The sequence below is a fragment of the Exiguobacterium sp. BMC-KP genome (assembly GCF_001275385.1).
Lineage (GTDB): Bacteria > Bacillota > Bacilli > Exiguobacteriales > Exiguobacteriaceae > Exiguobacterium_A.
The window spans coordinates 1,421,949-1,438,437 of the sequence record NZ_LGIW01000015.1; the positions used below are offsets into that span (position 1 = coordinate 1,421,949).

The 16,489-nt window shown below is 43.5% G+C and carries 15 protein-coding genes and 1 other annotated feature; of the genes, 2 read left to right on the forward strand and 13 right to left on the reverse strand.

The genetic code is table 11. From position 1 onward, the window contains the following. Positions 1 to 47: 47 nt before the first annotated feature. From ADM98_RS13270 to ADM98_RS13290, 5 genes are all read right to left on the reverse strand, one after another. The gene (locus ADM98_RS13270) at positions 48 to 1,001 is read right to left on the reverse strand and encodes an ABC transporter ATP-binding protein (protein WP_053453914.1); all 954 of its coding nucleotides are present in this window, start codon (positions 999 to 1,001) and stop codon (positions 48 to 50) included. Then, the gene (locus tag ADM98_RS13275) at positions 1,001 to 2,074 is read right to left on the reverse strand and encodes an ABC transporter ATP-binding protein (protein ID WP_053453915.1); all 1,074 of its coding nucleotides are present in this window, start codon (positions 2,072 to 2,074) and stop codon (positions 1,001 to 1,003) included. The genes ADM98_RS13270 and ADM98_RS13275 overlap by 1 nt, the downstream gene beginning before the upstream one ends. A gap of 27 nt (positions 2,075 to 2,101) precedes the next feature. Next, positions 2,102 to 3,133 (reverse strand): oligopeptide ABC transporter permease, encoded by a 1,032-nt coding sequence (gene opp3C / locus ADM98_RS13280; RefSeq protein WP_053453916.1) that lies wholly within the window; start codon positions 3,131 to 3,133, stop codon positions 2,102 to 2,104. Then, positions 3,133 to 4,059 carry an oligopeptide ABC transporter permease gene (gene opp3b / locus ADM98_RS13285; RefSeq protein ID WP_053453917.1) on the reverse strand — a complete coding sequence of 309 codons (927 nt, stop codon included), beginning with the start codon at positions 4,057 to 4,059 and terminating at the stop codon, positions 3,133 to 3,135. The genes opp3C and opp3b overlap by 1 nt, the downstream gene beginning before the upstream one ends. Before the next feature lie 333 nt (positions 4,060 to 4,392). Further along, the gene (locus ADM98_RS13290; RefSeq protein ID WP_053453918.1) at positions 4,393 to 6,006 is read right to left on the reverse strand and encodes a peptide ABC transporter substrate-binding protein; all 1,614 of its coding nucleotides are present in this window, start codon (positions 6,004 to 6,006) and stop codon (positions 4,393 to 4,395) included. 271 nt (positions 6,007 to 6,277) lie between these two features. On the opposite strand from ADM98_RS13290, the gene ADM98_RS13295 reads away from it, so the two are divergent. After that, positions 6,278 to 6,658 carry a DUF3899 domain-containing protein gene (locus ADM98_RS13295; protein ID WP_053453919.1) on the forward strand — a complete coding sequence of 127 codons (381 nt, stop codon included), beginning with the start codon at positions 6,278 to 6,280 and terminating at the stop codon, positions 6,656 to 6,658. 56 nt (positions 6,659 to 6,714) lie between these two features. Continuing rightward, positions 6,715 to 6,921: a binding site (T-box leader), on the forward strand. A gap of 51 nt (positions 6,922 to 6,972) precedes the next feature. Then, positions 6,973 to 7,974, forward strand: coding sequence for a tryptophan--tRNA ligase (gene trpS, locus ADM98_RS13300; protein ID WP_053453920.1), 1,002 nt, complete (start codon positions 6,973 to 6,975; stop codon positions 7,972 to 7,974). Positions 7,975 to 8,066: 92 nt separating this feature from the next. On the opposite strand, the gene ADM98_RS13305 is transcribed toward trpS, so the two are convergent. The 8 genes from ADM98_RS13305 to ADM98_RS13340 all read right to left on the reverse strand — a co-directional run bounded on the left by ADM98_RS13305 (position 8,067) and on the right by ADM98_RS13340 (position 16,444). Continuing rightward, a complete protein-coding gene (locus ADM98_RS13305) occupies positions 8,067 to 9,710 on the reverse strand; it encodes a peptide ABC transporter substrate-binding protein (RefSeq protein WP_053453921.1) in 1,644 nt (547 codons plus the stop codon). A 205-nt stretch (positions 9,711 to 9,915) separates the two neighbouring features. Then, positions 9,916 to 11,472 (reverse strand): peptide ABC transporter substrate-binding protein, encoded by a 1,557-nt coding sequence (locus tag ADM98_RS13310; protein WP_053453922.1) that lies wholly within the window; start codon positions 11,470 to 11,472, stop codon positions 9,916 to 9,918. A gap of 97 nt (positions 11,473 to 11,569) precedes the next feature. After that, a complete protein-coding gene (gene fabF, locus ADM98_RS13315) occupies positions 11,570 to 12,808 on the reverse strand; it encodes a beta-ketoacyl-ACP synthase II (RefSeq protein WP_053453923.1) in 1,239 nt (412 codons plus the stop codon). A 1-nt stretch (position 12,809) separates the two neighbouring features. After that, positions 12,810 to 13,754 carry a beta-ketoacyl-ACP synthase III gene (locus ADM98_RS13320; protein ID WP_053453924.1) on the reverse strand — a complete coding sequence of 315 codons (945 nt, stop codon included), beginning with the start codon at positions 13,752 to 13,754 and terminating at the stop codon, positions 12,810 to 12,812. A gap of 106 nt (positions 13,755 to 13,860) precedes the next feature. Then, positions 13,861 to 14,559, reverse strand: coding sequence for a 5'-methylthioadenosine/S-adenosylhomocysteine nucleosidase (mtnN, locus tag ADM98_RS13325; RefSeq protein ID WP_053453925.1), 699 nt, complete (start codon positions 14,557 to 14,559; stop codon positions 13,861 to 13,863). A 52-nt stretch (positions 14,560 to 14,611) separates the two neighbouring features. Then, entirely contained in the window at positions 14,612 to 15,085 is a 474-nt protein-coding gene (gene greA / locus ADM98_RS13330; protein WP_029342224.1) for a transcription elongation factor GreA, read from the reverse strand. A 56-nt stretch (positions 15,086 to 15,141) separates the two neighbouring features. Next, positions 15,142 to 15,789, reverse strand: coding sequence for a uridine kinase (gene udk, locus ADM98_RS13335; RefSeq protein ID WP_023468905.1), 648 nt, complete (start codon positions 15,787 to 15,789; stop codon positions 15,142 to 15,144). Between the two features lie 16 nt (positions 15,790 to 15,805). After that, on the reverse strand, positions 15,806 to 16,444 hold the full coding sequence (locus ADM98_RS13340) for an O-methyltransferase (RefSeq protein ID WP_053453926.1): 639 nt from the start codon (positions 16,442 to 16,444) through the stop codon (positions 15,806 to 15,808). Between the last annotated feature and the right edge of the window lie 45 nt (positions 16,445 to 16,489).

Consider the following 16,489-nt stretch of genomic DNA (forward strand, 5'->3'; position numbering starts at 1 on the left):
AAGGCATTTCCACGATCAACGTGGAAATGCCTTTTTTGCTTTAACGATTATACGAGTTGCGCTTGATATGCTTCAAGTTCTGCATCAGTCATCGAAACAAAGTGACCTGGTTCGATTTCGCGAAGCGGCGGGATACTCGAATCTTCATCCGATTTCCCAACGGGTCCGCTCGTTGGACGATCAAAGATAATCCGTTTACGTGTCCGCTCGTGCTCTGGATCCGGAAGCGGGATCGCAGATAAAAGCGACTTCGTATACGCATGAACTGGATTCTCATATAGACGATCCGCGTCACACAATTCAACGAGGTGACCTTGGTACATAACACCAATCCGGTCTGAGATATACTTGACCATCGATAAATCGTGGGCGATGAACAAGTATGTCAAACTGCGATCACGTTGCAGTTTTTTCATCAAGTTGACGACTTGGGCTTGAATCGATACGTCAAGTGCTGAAATCGGCTCATCTGCGATGATGAAATCCGGTTCTACAGCAAGTGCACGTGCGATACCGATCCGTTGACGCTGACCACCTGAGAATTCGTGTGGGTAACGGCTCGCGTGTTCCTTTGTCAAACCAACCGTTTCAAGCAAATCATACACACGGTTATTCCGCTCCTCTTTCGATTTCGCTAGACCGTGGATATCAATTCCTTCAGCAATGATATCTCCGACTGTCATCCGTGGGTTTAAAGAAGCATACGGATCTTGGAAGATCATTTGCATCGCACGGTTGAACTTCAACTTTTCCTTACGCGATTTTTTCGCGTGGACGTTTTCACCTTTGAAGTTGACTTCGCCATCTGTCGCATCATACAAACCGATGATCGAACGACCAGTTGTTGATTTACCACAGCCTGACTCGCCTACGAGACCAAGCACTTCTCCTTCATAGATATCGAATGAGAGACCATCGACCGCCTTAACGACACGACCACGACCAATATTGAAATGTTGCTTTAAGTTTTTTACTTCAAGTAGTTTCTTACGGTTTTCCATTACTTCAGACCGCCTTTCAGAAGCGATTTTGAGAACACGCTGTCCGGACGGTATTTTAATGCCAAGTCGCGGATTGCTGCAGGTGGTTCAACATATGGTGCTTGTGGATGAAGCAACCACGTCGCAGCTTCGTGTGTATCTGAGATCTTGAAGAAAGGTGGTTCCTTCTCAAAATCAATTTTCATCGCGTATTTGTTACGCGGTGCAAACGCATCACCGACCGGTGGATGCATAAGGTTCGGTGGAGTTCCCGGAATCGCCGGAAGATCTTGCGAACGGTCATCAGATGGACGCGGCATCGAACCAAGTAGTCCCCAAGTATATGGATGACGTGGCTCGTAGAAGATCTCATCTACCGTACCTTTTTCAATCAATTTACCAGCATACATAACGGCTACCCGGTCAGCCATATTCGCTACAACACCTAAGTCGTGCGTAATGAAAATAATCGCTGTACCCGTTTTTTGCTGAATATCTTTCAATAATTCAAGAATTTGAGCTTGAATCGTAACATCGAGTGCAGTCGTCGGTTCATCAGCAATCAATACTTTCGGGTTACAAGCAAGTGCAATCGCGATGACGATCCGCTGACGCATCCCACCCGATAATTGGTGTGGATATTGTTTAAGACGCGCTTCTGGATTCGGAATCCCTACGAGTGTTAAAAGTTCAAGTGTACGTTTTTTCGCTGCATCGCCAGTCAATCCTTGGTGACGTTTTAGCCCTTCAGCGATCTGTTTAAAAATCGTCATCGTCGGGTTAAGTGATGTCATTGGATCCTGGAAGATCATTGCGATATCACGACCGCGAACTTTTTGCATTTCTTTATCGGAAAGCTTAACCAAGTCGCGGCCTTCGAATAAAATCTCACCTTGAGTGATTTCACCTGGTGGGTTTGGAATCAAACGCATGATGGCTTTTGAAGTAACCGATTTACCAGAACCGGACTCACCAACGATTGCGAGTGTTTCACCTTTTTTTAAATCAAACGATACACCGCGGACGGCTTGAACCGTCCCGGCATACGTATGGAAAGCGACATTCAGGTCGCGAACAGATAAAATAGTTTCCATTGTGAATGAGCTCCTCTCTAGTTTCCGTTAGCGTCGTAAACGTGGGTCAAACGCATCACGCAGTCCATCTGCCAACATATTGAAGCTGACCATGAGGAGTACGATGACCGTCGATGGGACAACGAGCAAGTAAGGGAACGTTTTTAATTCCTTGTACCCTTCGTTGATCAATGTACCGAGTGACGGTTGTGGTGGTGCAAGTCCTAAACCGATGAAGCTTAAGAATGCTTCGAAGAAGATTGCCCCAGGAATTGTGAACATGAGTGAGATAATGATCGTTCCCAAAGTATTTGGAATCAAATGTTTGAAGATCAATCGTGCGCTAGAAGCACCAAGTGTCCGTGCTGCGAGAACAAACTCTTGGTTCTTTAGTTTCAGAATTTGACCACGTACAAGTCGACTCATCCCAATCCAACCGGTAATCGTCATCGCAAGGATGATCGTCGTAATCCCTGGTTCAAGAATCAAGATGAACAAGATAATCAAAATCAAGTTCGGTACACCTGTTAAAATTTCAGCGATCCGTTGCATGATGTTATCGACACGTCCACCATAATAAGCAGAAATTCCGCCGTATGTGACACCAACGAGAACGTCAATGAGCGCTGCCATCAAACCGATGAATAACGAAATCTTCGTTCCTTCCCAGACACGTGACCAAAGATCACGACCGAGATGGTCCGTTCCGAACCAGAAGTTCTCTGTCACTTGTTTTTGTTTGTAGAAATCAATCGGTGTCTCACCAAGTGTCGCCATACCGTCAAAACCAGCCCACTCTAATCCCGTAACTTTAGGTGGAAGTTTAGCTTGCGTGATTGTTTGGGTATAAGGGTCATTACCAGATAACGCTGGTCCGACCAATGACATGATTGCGATGATGACGATGACAGCAAGAGAAAGAATTGCCGCTTTGTTCTTACGTAGACGCATCCAAGCATCTTGCCAGAAGTTTAAACTTTTACCGGCAAGACGCTCTCCTGCCTGTTCATTGAACTCAACATGTTGGAACAGTGATGAATCAAACTGTTCTGCTTTTGCATTTGAATTTTGTTCAGCCATTATTTGTTACCCCCCAAACGAATCCGTGGATCAACGACACCATACAGCAAATCGACGATCAAAATCATGAGAATGAAGACTGCTGAGAAGAACAACGTCGTACCCATGATAACTGTGTAGTCGTTTGTTGTGATTGATGATACGAATAGCTCACCAAGACCAGGTACAGCGAAGATTTTTTCAATGACGAGTGTTCCCGTAATTAATGCGGCTGTCATTGGTCCAAGAATCGTGATTGCCGGAATCAAGGCGTTTCGAACCATGTGTTTCCAAGTAATCGACTGACCATCTAGGCCTTTTGCTTTAGCTAACGTGACATAATCTTGGTTCGTTACTTCTAGCATCTCGGTTCGGACGAATCGAGCAATCGAGGCCGTAACCCCAAGTGATAACGATACGGTCGGCAAGATAGTATGCGCCGGGCTTTCCCAGAACGCGACTGGCAAAACGCCCCATTTCACGCCAACATAGTATTGAAGGAGTGAGGCGAACACGAAGGACGGTACCGAAATTCCGATAACCGATACGAACATCGCACCGTAATCGACCACTGTGTTGTGACGAAGTGCCGCAATAACACCTAGGACGAGTCCTAAAAGTACTCCAAGTACTAATGCTTGAATTCCTAACTGAGCCGATGGTCCGATTCGTTCAGAAATCAAATCCGTCACCGGGCGGCTATCATATTTAAACGAAATACCGAGATCCCCTTGGAACAAGTTAACCATATACGCTGCATAGCGTTGTGGTAGTGGATCATTCAAGTTGTACTTATCCCGAAGGATATTCAACTGTTCAGGAGAAAGTTTCTCCTGGTTTTGGAACGGTGAACCTGGTAGCAGATCCATCAGGAAGAAAGTGAACGAAGCGATGAGTAAAAACGTCAGTACGCCGTAAACCAGGCGTTGAGCTAAATAACGGCCCATAAGATGGCACCCCCTATAAAGATTTTCTGTTTTTTTCGAAACATCAATAAAATCAGTATGACCCACAATTGTCGGAACATTCAAGAATTTTGTCATAAAAATTTAAAAATTCTTTTTTATTGTGCATTGATTTGATGTTCGCTTGGATGTTTTTCTAATTTCATCCAATAGTCAGAATTTTTCGTTTGATTTCATTATACTTTGCTAACAAAGTAATTAGAACCACTTTTTTACGAAAATTTCACATTTCCTATAAAAATGAGTTTCCATTCATAAAAAGTAGTATAAAACAGGAGCGTACCCGAACTGATCAGGGGACGCTCCCATTCTCGATTACTTAATATCAACGTATTTGTATTGGAAATCTGCTCCGAACAACTGACGGTTGAAATCTTTAACCGTCGGACGGCTCAAGTATGCAGAACCAGATTGATAAATTGGTGCGATCGCTTGATCTTTTTCGATCAATTGTGCTTCCGCTTGTTTGAAGAGTTCAAGACGTTTTGTTAAATCCGACTCTTCATTTGCAGCGTTCAACAATTTATCATAGGCAGATGATTTATACTTGACGTCGTTTTGGCTGTTTGTTGATTCGAAGATAGAGAGGTTAGACATTGGATCTTGGTAGTCTGGACCCCAGAGTGAGTAAGAGATTTGGTAGTCCCCTTTTGCTTCAAGATCGAGTTTGTTCTTGAACGGCTGTTGCTTGATGGCAACTGTGACGTTTGGAAGATTCTTCTCAATTTGACCTTTCATATACTCACCGATTTTTTTCGCATCTTCACTATCGAATGAGAGCAATTCAATCGTTGTTTTTTTGTTACCATTTGCTTTTTTCCAAAGATCTGCTGCTTCTTTAGCATCACGATCGAACCAGTTGATGTCGCTCGTATAATCTTTACCTGATGCATCTTTAACAAATTCTTTTGGAATGAAGCTTGTTGTTGGAATCGATCCGTTCGCAAGAAGCGTATCCGTGATTCCTTTTGGATCGATGGCACGAGCAATAGCTTTACGTGCATTGACGTTCTTCATCGTTGCATCTTCATTGTTGAATTTCAAATAAGCGATCGAAGAACGAAGAGCTGTTTTGAATTCAGGCTTAGATTTATAAGCTTCAACTTGCTCTGAAGTCAGAGCTGCATAATCAATCTCATTTGAATCGTAAAGATTCGCTACTGTTGACGTATCCTTAACGACACTGATCGTAACTTCGTCTAATTTGACGGCATCTTTATCCCAATAGTTGTCGTTCTTTTTTAGAACACGTTTTGAATCCGTTTTCCAAGATTCCCAAACAAAAGGACCGTTATAAAGCAATTTATCTGGTTGAAGCGAGAAGTCTTTTTCATTCTTTTTGTAGAAATCTTCGCTAATTGGTGTATACGTACCGAATGATGTCAGTGAAAGGAAGTAAGGAGCTGGACGCTCAAGTTTTACTTCTAGCGTTTTGTCATCGATTGCTTTAACACCGAGTTCGTCAACAGATTTTTTACCTTTTGTCACATCAGAGCCGTTTTTTAACGTGTCAAAGATGTACGAGTAACCAGAACCTGTTTTCGGATCAGCTGCACGTTTCCAAGCAAATTCGAAATCTTGTGCCTTGACTGGCGTACCATCAGACCATTTCGAATCACGAAGTGTGAACGTATACGTTAAATTGTCACTTGAAATATCTGTTTTTTCTGCAAGTGCTGGAATCGCTTTTCCGTCTTTATCTAAACGATAAAGACCTTCCATCGTGTTCCCGATCATGTTGAACGCGACAGCATCCGTTGCTTTTGCTGGGTCAACTGTCGTGATATCCGATGTATCCGTCAAACGCAAATTTTTCTTTCCGTCTTTCGAACCTGAATCACTATCTCCTCCACCTGTCGAACATCCAGCAAGCACAGCGCTTCCTGCAAGCATGACGGATAAAGCAAGACCGACTGTTTTTTTCTTCATCGGTAAGTCATCTCCTTTTCAATTTCCAAGTTGCCATAATGCCTATGACATCAATAACGTCCCGTCGAAACTGCAATGTATTCCCCAAAATCCATTGACCTAGTTTCAAAAACCTAAACGAAGTGATAAATTGATTTTATGTGAGAATAGCATTAACGTCAAGTGAATAGTCATACTATTTGCTATTTTGCATTATTCCTTTGTTACCGATTCGTAACAAGAGAAAAAGTTTCGTATACTAAGGGTATCAATGCATCAAAGGGGGATTTTCATGCGATCGACGTATTTCCGACCGATCATCATCGCGGTCATTCTTGTTCTGCTTTACACGATTTGGGCAACCATGACGGATTCGACACACGGTATCTTGTATCATCTGTCTGGCGGTTTGTTCATAGCAGGATTCTTGTTAATTGCGGTAGGATTCTTCTCGAACATGTCTGCTAACGGTTTCTTTCGCGGCATGACAGCTGGCTTTAAAAAACAACGGGAAGCGAAACTTCGAGAAATCGATGGCGATTACTATGAAGATGATGAAGAAGAGGAAGAAGTCCTTCGTAAACAACAAAATCGTGCTTCTGCCCGAACGAAACCCTATGTTTCTAGCGGGATTATCTTCATCATCGTCTCGCTGATCATCTCTTACTTTTAACCGAAATCAACGTGACGTGTTCTCTATGGTATGGTAAAATCAAGCTAACTAAACAAGAAAACATGACGACAAAGAGTAGTAACTTAGGTACATCCCTTTCAGAGAGTCCATGGTGCTGGAAATGGACAGGTGATGCCTACGTGAATGGACTTTCGAGTGGCTGATTCGAATCAAGTAGAGTCAGATGGGGTTGCCCATTATAGCAAATTGAGCGGCTATATTAAATAGCAACTTGGGTGGCAACGCGATGAATCGTCCCTTGATTTTCAAGGGACGTTTTTTATTTTGATTTTATTATTTGGAGGGATTTCATTATGAAAACGATTTTCTCAGGTATCAAACCAACGGGAACAGTAACACTTGGAAACTACTTAGGTGCTATGAAACACTTCGTTAACTTACAAGACGGTCATAATGCGTATTATTGTGTCGTTGACTTGCACTCGATCACGGTTGATATCGATCGCGTAGAACTGATGAACAATACACGCGCACTCGCAGCTCTTTACATCGCAAGTGGTTTGAATCCAGAAAAATCAACGATCTTCGTTCAATCTGAAGTCAAAGCGCATGCGCAACTCGGCTGGATGTTGACTTGTCTTTCCGGGATGGGTGAGCTTGAGCGTATGACACAGTATAAAGATAAATCACAAGGAAAAGATCGGATTGGTGCAGGTTTGTTTGTTTATCCAACACTCATGGCAGCCGATATCTTACTTTATGATGCGGAACTCGTTCCTGTTGGAGATGATCAAAAACAACACATTGAGTTAACGCGTGATCTCGCTCAACGTTTCAATAGTCGTTATTATGAGACGTTCACATTACCAGAACCGATCATCGCTGAATCCGGTGCTCGAATCATGAGTTTGACAACTCCAGATAAGAAAATGTCAAAATCTGATCAGAATCCAAAAGGCTTCATCTCGATGCTTGATGCACCAGATGTCATTCGTAAAAAAGTAAAATCAGCTGTCACGGACTCTGAAGGTATCGTAAAATTCGACCGAGAAAACAAACCAGGTGTGTCAAATTTACTCGAGATTTACTCTCTACTCGCAGGTATCTCGATTTCAGATCTCGAAGCAAAATACGAAGGTTCGAACTATGGAACATTTAAAGCAGATGTCGCAGAAGCCATCATTACAGAACTCGAACCGATTCAACAGCGTTATTATGAATTGATTGATTCAGAAGAGCTCGATCAAATTCTCGACGCTGGACGGGATCGTGCTGAAGCAGTCGCTGCAAAAAAACTAGCAAAAATCGAAAAAGCCATGGGCTTACAACGAAAACGTGCCAAAGTAAAAAAATAAATTCTACGCAAAAAAGATCGGAATGTTCCGGTCTTTTGTGTTTTTGCAAACAAAAAACTGCTTCCGATTTTATCGGAAGCAGTTTTCTTTGCTTATTTTCCTTCGATCGAAGCCCATTTGTATGAGAAGTCTGCGCCGAAGTTATGTTCGACGATTCCTTTGACGTATGGTTTAACGAGGAATGCGCGTCCACGCTGATAAACAGGTGAAATCGCTGCTGAATCAAGAAGAATTTTCTCAGCTTCTTGCAATTCAGACCAACGTTTTGCTGCATCTGTTTGCGTTTTTGCATCTTTGATGAGTTTATCGTACTCTTCATTTGACCATTTACCACGGTTGTATGGTCCGCCAGTGACGAAGAGATCGAGGAACGTCATTGGATCTTGATAGTCAGGACCCCAGCCCGCTACTGAGAACTCGAATTCACCTTTGTTCTCAAGATCGAGTTTGTTTTTGAACGGTTGCTGCTTGATCGTAACCTTCATACCTGGAAGGTTTTTCTCAAGTTCACCTTTTAAGAACTCACCGATTTTCTTCGAATCATCGCTATCGTAGTTCAAGAGCTCAAGTTCAACCGATTTTTGACCAATTTCTTTTAAGCCCTCTTCCCAGAGTTTTTTCGCTTCATCTGCATTGTATTCGTTGAATGTTGGATACTTTTCACGGAAGTCTTTTCCGTCAGCATCTTTCGCGAAATCTTTTGGTACAAGATAGTTTGCTGGAAGCGATCCATTTGCAAGGATAACATCCGTGATTCCTTTTTTGTTGTAACCCATGTCGATGGCACGACGGATTTTTTCGTTATCCAGCGCTTTTACCTTCGTGTTGAGGTAAAGGTAGAAGATTGTTGATTCACCTTTTGTTTTGAAGTCTTTATTATCTTTGTACTGGGCAACGAACTCAGAAGTTAGACCTGTACGGTCGATGTCACCTTTTTCGTAAAGGTTAACACCTGTCGCTGTCTCTTTAACAACCTTAACGTTGATCGTTTTAAGTTTGACCGCATCTTTATCCCAGTAGTTATCGTTTTTGACCATCTTCCAGCCTTGCTCACGTGTCCATTCTGTTAATTTGAATGGTCCGTTGTAAAGCGATTTATCTGCAGTCGAACCGAAATCTTTCCCGATTTTCTTCGAAAGTTCTTCTGATTTCGGCATGAATGGTCCGAATCCAGTTAATCCGAGGAAGTAGTCCGCAGGTGCTTTTAATTTAACTTCGAACGTTTTGTCATCGATTGCTTTAACGCCGACAGCATCACGATCGCCTTTTTTCGTGTTGTATTCTTCTGCACCTTCGATGTTGTAGAAGACGTATGCATACTGTGAAGCGTTCTCTGGATTAAGAACTTCTTTCCATGCATATTCGAAATCTTTAGCCGTGAGCGGTGTACCATCAGACCATTTCGCATCACGCAATTTGAACGTGTATGTTAATTTGTCTTCCGATACTTCGTGGCTTTCAGCAATACCTGGTGTTGGTTGCTGCTTGTCATCAAGACGGTATAGACCTTCCATCGTGTTGTTCAACACGTTGAATGAGACTGAATCCGTAGAAGTCGTCGGGTTCAGTGTAGGAATATCAGCTGACTCAATCAAGTTAAGCGTTTGTTCACTTGATTTTTTACTTGAATCTGTGTCGCCCGATTTGTCGCCTGAATCTGTCGTCGAACAAGCTGCGAGGAACGCACTTGATACGAGAGCTACTGATGTAGCTAGAGCAAAGCTTTTCTTTTTCATGTTACGATGACCCCCCTAAAATTCTAAAAACATGATAATGTCAGGTTTTTGACCGAAAAAAAAAGAATTACTATATTCGAATCAAACCCTTCGTTACAAATAGTTTACAATGTTCTGATAATTTTGCAAACCTTTTATCCGATTTTTCTAAATATTTTTTCAAAAAAGACTGGGACCATCTGAAAAAACGGTCCCAATTAGGCGTTTATTTAAGAACTTTCAGAGCTCGAAGTAGGTATTCTGGTCCATAAATTGGCACTTCAATTCCTTGAATCGTATCAGAAACATATAATTTTTCAGTTGTCTGATACAAAGGAACGATGACAGCATCTTGTATCGTTAATTGTCTTTCAGCTTGGTGATATATTGCTTGCTTCTTGTTCACATCACGTGTCTGTCGTGCTTTTTCAATCATTTGATCGTATGTCTCTGAGCGATAATTGACGGAATTCAACGGATTATCTGAGACGAACTGGTTTAAATAGGCAAGCGGACCTGGATAATCTGGCATCCATCCCGTTAACGTCATCGCATACTGCGCTGACTGTTCTTTATCTAGTTTCTCTTCAATCGCAACTGGTTTAAGGACGATATCAATATCGGACAACTGTTTCTCAAGATATGTCTCGAGTTGATGACCAATCCTCTTTGCCTGTGGATCCTCGAAATTAAGCATCTCGATTCGTTGTTTTTTCTGTTTCTTGGTTTTTTCTTGTTTTACTTGTATCGGTTCTGTCATCAATCCGTTCGTATCTGTGACAACGAATCGATTGGTTGGAATACCTGCATATCCTAAAGGAAGTTGAACCGATTCTTTCTCCATCAACGCTTGCGCAATCCGCTTTCGGAGAGTCTTTTCGCGAAAGGCTTCATTTTTTTGATTAAATGCGATATAAAAGACACCGCTCCGTTTTTTTTGATACGTTGGTCGAGAGACTTGATCTTCTTGTGTCTCGACACTCTCTTGTAACGGGAGAATTGCCGCTTTACTGTTTTCATACGTACTCCATTGCGTCTGATGATCAGAAATAATCCGACTTTTAACCTCGCCTACTGTGACGACGCTTTGCTGATGATATTGATCATTTTTCTTGAGTGTATATCCGCTTTTAGACATCTCTTTTAATATAAATGCGCCATTACCAGTGAGTTCTTGCCACTTTTTAGATTCCGGTTGTGGGTAAAAAACGGACATCGCCAGTAACTCCTTTAGATTCGAAACTGGCTGATTCAATGTGATGATGAGTCGGTCATTCTCTTGTGCCTTGACCCCTAGGCGCTCTGGTTTCATTTTCCCGTCATTGACGGCACGTCCATTTTCAAATACTTCAAATAAGAAACCATATGGAGAATTTGTTTTATTGGCAGCGACACGTCGGAAACTATCGACAAAGTCTTGCGCCGTAACTCGCTGACCCAGTGCATTTTTCGTTTGTTTGAGTTGAATCGTATAAGTCAAACGATCTTTTGAAACCGACATATCTTGTGCTAGTCCTCTGCGGACAGATGTTCCAGAAGTAAATACATACAATCCTTCATACAGTTGTGCTAATAACGTCTGAGAACGGCTATCCGTTGCTAACGCAATATCGGATGTCTTCGGGAGTGATGATTCAATTAATTCAACCTTCATGGCCTGTGTTTTCTGATCTGTTTTAGCTTTTTGAGACGATGATAGACGATATATGAGTGTACCACTGAGCCCAATCAATAAAAATAGGACCAGTACTATGATTGATGTTTTTTTTGTAATGTTAGTCATAAACGACTCCTTTCTGCGTCAGACACGCATTTCTCTATTGAATCAGAAATCTAACAAAAAAGCGACCCCCTGGATTTTTCAAGGGAATCGCTTGAGCTTAAGCTTCGTAACGTTTGAAGACGAGTGATGCGTTGTGTCCGCCAAATCCGAGTGAGTTACTGAGCGCATAATTGATTTCGACGTTACGTGCACCTTCTGTCACGTAGTCGAGGTCACAACCTTCGCTTGGCTGTTTCAGATGAATCGTCGGGTGAACCGTTTGTTCTTGTAACGATTTAATTGTTGCAATCGCCTCGACACCACCTGCGCCACCAAGTAAGTGACCGATCATCGATTTCGTCGAGTTAACGACGAGTTGTTTTGCCTGTTCACCGAAGACACTGTGAATCGCTTTCGTTTCCAAGACATCGTTCATCGGTGTACTCGTTCCGTGCGCATTGATGTATCCAACCGCTTCAGGGGCAATACCAGCATCTTGGATTGCCATTGCCATCGCACGTGCTCCACCGTCACCATCTGGATCTGGAGCTGTAATGTGGTAGGCATCCGCTGTTAACCCATACCCACTGACTTCCGCATAGATTTTCGCACCACGTGCTACTGCATGCTCGTATTCCTCAAGAATCAAGATACCTGCGCCTTCTCCCATGACGAATCCGTCACGTCCTTCATCAAATGGACGACTTGCCGTCTCAGGATCATGATTCGTCGACATCGCTTTGTTCGCACAAAAACCAGCGAATGCTAAGTTCGTAATCGGCGCTTCTGCTCCACCAGCAATCATGACATCCGCATCGCCACGCTCGATGACACGGAGTGCTTCTCCGATTGCATTCGTTCCTGAAGCACATGCTGTAACAGAACAGTTATTCGGTCCCTTGGCTCCGGTATAGATCGATACCTGACCGCTTGCCATGTTCGGGATCATCATTGGAATGAAAAATGGACTGACACGACGATGTCCACGCTCAAAGTAGATTTTTGCTTGTTTTTCGATCGTCTCAACGCCACCGATTCCTGATCCAATCCAGACACCTGTACGTTCAGCAATTGACTTGATGTCAATTCCAGCGTCTTGAACAGCTTCCATACTTGCAACGAGTGAGTAATGAACGAATCGATCCATCTTACGCGCTTCTTTTGCCTCGATGAACTCTGTGACATCAAAGTTTTGCAATTCTCCTGTAACCTTCGTCGGATATTCATCGATATCAAGACGTTCCATCGGACGAATTCCGTTCGTTCCTTCTTTCAGTGCTTCCCAAAATGTATTGGCATCATTCCCAATTGGTGTCAGTGCTCCGATTCCTGTGACTACAACGCGTTTTCTCATCATCTTATGTGTTCTCTCCTTTAGTCCAAGTAATGTATGCTGCTCCCCATGTCAATCCGGCACCAAACCCAGCAAGTACAAGCTTCGTACCTGGCGTCAGACGCCCTTGCTGACGTGCTTCTTCGAGTGCGAGTGGGATCGAAGCAGCGGATGTATTCGCATGCTCATCGATCGTGACGATGACTTTTTCTTGCGGTATATGCAGTCGTTCGCACGCTGCATCAATAATGCGTAGGTTCGCCTGATGCGGAATTAAAATATCAACATCTTCAAGCGTACTATCTGCTTTTTGAATGACTTTCTCAACGATTTCCGGTAATTTGCGAACGGCGAACTTAAAGACTTCGCGACCGTTCATCTCAATCGGTCCATCGATATCTTTAAACAATAGATGTGCTCCGCGTCCATCGGTTCCGAGTTCAAAGGCATTCAATCCAGCCTGTTCGGTTGGTCCAATGACAACTGCTCCTGCACCATCTCCGAATAAAATTGCTGTGGATCGGTCTGACCAGTCAACGATACTCGACATTTTTTCAGCACCGATGACAAGCGCATGTTTGCCTTCAACTGTCGCTAACATGCTAGCAGCTGTTTGTAGTGCAAAGATGAACCCACTACATGCCGCACTGATATCGAAAGCTGTCGCTCCTCGTGCCCCAAGACGCTCTTGAACGATACAGGCTGTAGAAGGAAAGGCACGTCCTGTTGCCGTTCCAACAACGATCAATCCGATATCCTCAACTGTTAAACCAGCATCATCAAGCGCTTTCTGTGCAGCTTCCGTCGCTAAATCTGTTACATCGACATCATCGGCTGCGATTCGTCGTGCACCAATCCCTGTCCGTGTCCGAATCCATTCATCACTCGTATCGAGCGTCGTTGCTAATTCATCATTCGTCACGCGACGTGACGGCAAAGACGTTCCTAATCCTACAATCCCGATCTTCATAAGGCATCCCCTTTTATTATTAGTATCTGGTACTAATATAAAGCGTTAATTCGCTTTTGTCAAAGAAAAAAGGAAGGACTTGGTCTCCCACGTCCTCCCTTTCACCTTACTCTGCTAACGTTCGAACGACTTCCATGACCATTTTTGCGGAATTGATTGACGCAATCTCGAGGAATTCATCAAACGAGAGTGACGCTTCTTCATTTGCGCTATCAGAAATCGAGCGTGTTACGACGAATGGTACACCAAACTGATGACATACTTGTGCAATTGGTGCTGCTTCCATCTCAACGGCTGCAACTTCTGGGAAATGTGCTTTGATTTGAGCAGAACGCTCTGAATCATGGATGAATGAATCACCTGTTGCAATCAATCCGTGAACGACACGAATCGCATCCATGCGCTCGATGACAGCTTCTGCTGTTGCAACGAGCTTCGGATCTGCTTGATAGGCAGCTGGCATTCCAGGTACCTGTCCATATTCGTATCCAAATGCTGTCACGTCGACGTCATGGTGGCGCACTTCCGTTGAGACGACGACGTCCCCGATTGTTAAACCATCTTTAAATCCGCCAGCTGATCCCGTATTGATGACAGCACTTGGCTTATAGTGATCAAGTAAAAGTGTCGTACCGATTGCAGCATTTACTTTTCCGATCCCTGATTTTAAGATAACGACGGGAACACTATTCAAAAGACCTTCATAAAAATGATAGTTCGCGATGACTGTATCTTTACGTTCCGACAATTCGTTACGCAATAAGTTGACTTCTTCTTCCATTGCGCCGATGATTGCGATTGGCATATTGCATTCCTCCATCAAACAGAAAGCCGGATTGCTCCGGCTCCTGACTTCTTTATTTAATCGATGTAATTTTTACTGCGTACTCGCCGCCTGGTGCTGGAACAGAGACTTGATCTCCGACTTGATGTCCCATTAAGCTCTTCGCAATTGGTGATTCGTTCGAGATTTTTCCTGTAAATGGATCTGCTTCCGCACTACCAACGATTGTATACGTATCTTCTTCATTATCTTCGACACTCAAGAATGTTACTGTCGTTCCGATACCGACGACCGAGATGTCCTTCTCTTCTTCTGAGATGATCGCAACGTTACGAAGCATCTCTTCAAGTTGAGCAATTCGACCTTCGACCATTGCTTGTTCTTCTTTTGCCGAATCATATTCTGCGTTCTCTGAAAGGTCACCGAACGAACGGGCGATCTTAATGTTCTCGACAACTTCTTTCCGGCGGACTGACTTCAATTCATTCAATTCATTTTCAATGTTCGCTTTACCTTCAAGCGTCATGTAGTATTGCTTTTCTGCCATTTTTGTCACGCTCCTTTTTATTCCACTAGTATAGTATATTCACATCTTTTTTGGAATCAATATCCTCTTTGATCGAGTGCTGAACGATAATCAAGAATTGCTCGGATCTTCGTCACGAGTAAATCGATGGCGACATGATTCTCTCCACCTTCTGGTACGATGATATCCGCATAACGTTTTGTCGGTTCACAGAACTGCAGATGCATCGGACGAACGACGTTCGTATACTGCTCGACGACTGAATCAATCGAACGTCCCCGTTCATTGATATCACGCTGCATCCGGCGAAGAATACGGACATCTGCATCCGTGTCGACGAACACCTTAATATCCATTAGTTCCCGTAACCGTTCGTCTTCAAGCGCTAAAATTCCTTCTACGATGATGACATCGCGTGGTTCAAGACGAATCGTCTCTTGTGCCCGTGTGTGGGCGACATAGTCATATACCGGTTTTTCAACGGCAATGTTTTCACGGAGCGACTGAATGTGTTCGATCAACAGACCATTATCAAAAGCGAACGGATGATCATAATTCGTCTGATACCGCTCCTCCATTGATAAATCACTTTGATCTTTATAGTACGCGTCTTGCTCAATCATGACGATTGATTCACTTGGAAACGCATCGACGAGTGAACGAGCCACCGTCGTTTTCCCTGAACCCGTTCCGCCCGCTACGCCTATTACTACCGGTTTTTGCATGTCATTCGTTCCTCCATCATTTTGACTTTTTCCGACTGACGGATACACCGTCACCGAGCGGAAAAATCGTCGTATCATATTGTTCTTGTTCCATCATCCAAACCGTAAATTCCTTGACGAGACGTACCAGTCGACGTCTTCTTCGATCAAATGTCTTCGGATCAGGCTCGAGGACATCTCCATGTAAGAAGAGATTATCTGTATACAGCACGCCGCCCTCTGGAATGAGTCGACCATACCCAGCAAAGAATTTCTTATATTGTCCTTTTGCGGCATCAATGAAGACTGCATCGAACTGCTCTTCAAGGGTTTCGGCTAATTCTACTGCATCACCAAAAATGATGTCAATCCGGTCTGCCACATCTGACCGAGCGATGAAGGTTTTTGCTTCTTCATATCGTTTCGCATTTCGTTCAATCGTCGTAATGTGTGCATCCGGTAACGCGCGTGCCATCCGGATAGCACTATATCCGATTGCTGTTCCGACTTCTAAAATACGCTTCGGTTGTTGTAATCGCAGGAGCGATAACAAGACTTCGGAACCGGTCAGTTCGATGATTGGTATATGATGTTCTTCCGCGTAACGCTCCATCTCCATCAGTAGAGCATCGCGAGGATGAATCATCGATTCGACATAGGTCGTGAAATCCTTCACGCCATTCACTCCCTCTTCCGCATAAACAGGTTGACTTGAAGCGAA

Bases quoted from the DNA above. Each gene is read 5' to 3' on its own strand.
- ADM98_RS13305 (WP_053453921.1), bottom strand. From the start codon at position 9,710: ATGAAAAAGAAAAGCTTTGCTCTAGCTACATCAGTAGCTCTCGTATCA.
- trpS (WP_053453920.1), top strand. From the start codon at position 6,973: ATGAAAACGATTTTCTCAGGTATCAAACCAACGGGAACAGTAACACTT.
- ADM98_RS13290 (WP_053453918.1), bottom strand. From the start codon at position 6,006: ATGAAGAAAAAAACAGTCGGTCTTGCTTTATCCGTCATGCTTGCAGGA.
- opp3C (WP_053453916.1), bottom strand. From the start codon at position 3,133: ATGGCTGAACAAAATTCAAATGCAAAAGCAGAACAGTTTGATTCATCA.
- ADM98_RS13270 (WP_053453914.1), bottom strand. From the start codon at position 1,001: ATGGAAAACCGTAAGAAACTACTTGAAGTAAAAAACTTAAAGCAACAT.
- fabF (WP_053453923.1), bottom strand. From the start codon at position 12,808: ATGATGAGAAAACGCGTTGTAGTCACAGGAATCGGAGCACTGACACCA.
- ADM98_RS13275 (WP_053453915.1), bottom strand. From the start codon at position 2,074: ATGGAAACTATTTTATCTGTTCGCGACCTGAATGTCGCTTTCCATACG.
- mtnN (WP_053453925.1), bottom strand. From the start codon at position 14,559: ATGCCAATCGCAATCATCGGCGCAATGGAAGAAGAAGTCAACTTATTG.
- opp3b (WP_053453917.1), bottom strand. From the start codon at position 4,059: ATGGGCCGTTATTTAGCTCAACGCCTGGTTTACGGCGTACTGACGTTT.
- ADM98_RS13310 (WP_053453922.1), bottom strand. From the start codon at position 11,472: ATGACTAACATTACAAAAAAAACATCAATCATAGTACTGGTCCTATTT.
- greA (WP_029342224.1), bottom strand. From the start codon at position 15,085: ATGGCAGAAAAGCAATACTACATGACGCTTGAAGGTAAAGCGAACATT.
- ADM98_RS13320 (WP_053453924.1), bottom strand. From the start codon at position 13,754: ATGAAGATCGGGATTGTAGGATTAGGAACGTCTTTGCCGTCACGTCGC.
- udk (WP_023468905.1), bottom strand. From the start codon at position 15,789: ATGCAAAAACCGGTAGTAATAGGCGTAGCGGGCGGAACGGGTTCAGGG.
- ADM98_RS13295 (WP_053453919.1), top strand. From the start codon at position 6,278: ATGCGATCGACGTATTTCCGACCGATCATCATCGCGGTCATTCTTGTT.